This is a genomic window from Wolbachia endosymbiont of Nomada ferruginata (genome assembly GCF_001675785.1).
Classification (GTDB): domain Bacteria; phylum Pseudomonadota; class Alphaproteobacteria; order Rickettsiales; family Anaplasmataceae; genus Wolbachia; species Wolbachia pipientis.
The window spans coordinates 1-1493 of record NZ_LYUY01000153.1 but is presented as its reverse complement, the minus strand read 5'-3'; the positions used below and the strand labels follow the sequence as shown (position 1 = coordinate 1493).

Sequence of the window (1493 nt, the reverse complement as noted above, 5' to 3'; positions counted from 1 at the left end):
TTAGTTATAGATTCTTTATTGATGGCCGTTGATAAACGCAAACCCGATAAAAATCTGCTGTTACATAGCGATCAAGGGTCAGAGTATACCTCTCAAAATTACCAATTTCTATTGAATACAAAAAACATCATTTCCAGCATAAGCCATAAGGGCTGTTGTTACGATAACTCTGTTGCAGAAAAGTTCACTTAAAAGGGAGCTGCTTATTGAGAAGGTGTCCAGTTAAGTCCTCCTGGTGTAGCCTGTGCATTACAAGAACGATGACTCCTTTTTTTCTATCGTTCAGCCTGGTTACTAAAGTCTGATCAAACCAGTTTGTGGCACGCTTTCTAAGCGTTTCACTCAAAGCTTGAGCAGAACTGAGCGGATCGTCCACAATGATAAAATCACCACCTTCACCAGTTAGTGTTCCACCAACTGATGTTGCGATTCTGTATCCTCTCTGCACTGTTTGAAATTTATATTTGGTATTCTGGTCTTTGGATAGTTCTATCTCTGGAAATAGCGCTCTATACCAACTAGACTGCATCACGCACCTGGTGTCGAGCGAGTGCTTTTCGCTGAGCCGCTGAGAATAACTTGCAACTATTATTCTCGCAGTTGGTTGGTTTCCCAGTATCCATGCGGGCCACGCAACGCTTATGCACATGGACTTCATCGAGCGCGGAGGCATATTGAATATTATTCGTTTCACTTCACCAGCGCTCGCCGCTTCCAGCCTATCTGCTATGACTTTTATATACTGATAATCGTTATACTCACACCCCGGCACTACCGTTTGAAAGCACAGTTCAATGAATTTTAGAAAGTTCATGATATAATGTTGAAACCAGCGCGTAACGCTGGGATGACAAAAAAAGGAGCACTGGAATGACACCCTACTTAACCGTCATACCGCGATTCATTCGCGGTATCTCTTAACATAGATCCCGCTAACACGTAGCGGGATACTTAACCATCATTACACCGTCATACCGCGATTCATTCGCGGTATCTCTTAACATAGATCCCCTACTATACCTTAACATAGATCCCGCTAACAAGCAGCGGGATGACGAATTACTTAACCATCATTACACCGTCATACCGCGATTCATTCGCGGTATCTCTTAACATAGATCCCGCTAACACGTAGCGGGATGACGAATTACTTAACCATCATTACACCGTCATACCGCGATTCATTCGCGGTATCTCTTAACATAGATCCCCCTACTATACCTTAACATAGATCCCGCTAACAAGCAGCGGGATGACGAATTACTTAACCATCATCTACACCGTCATACCGCGATTCATTCGCGGTATCTCAAAGCATAGATCCCGCTAACACGTAGCGGGATGACGGTTGTTGTTTAGCTATAAATATTAAGAAATTTACCAAATGAAAAAAAAGGCAAAAGAAGCCCTGGGGTTATTATCCGCTTTAAAATATTGGCGTTTTTTATGTTTTAAACGCTTGACAAGCGAGATTCAGCCGCTTTTAATTGCAA

General features: G+C 42.6%; 2 pseudogenes. One reads left to right on the top strand and one right to left on the bottom strand.

Features of this window, described 5'->3' with window-relative positions:
• Positions 1 to 211 (top strand): annotated as a pseudogene (locus tag BA053_RS07000) (IS3 family transposase); the annotation flags it as partial.
• Here the strand turns inward: BA053_RS07000 and BA053_RS06160 are convergent.
• A pseudogene (locus BA053_RS06160) lies at positions 203 to 814 on the bottom strand (phage terminase large subunit); the annotation flags it as partial. The pseudogenes BA053_RS07000 and BA053_RS06160 overlap by 9 nt on opposite strands.
• Positions 815 to 1493: the final 679 nt, after the last annotated feature.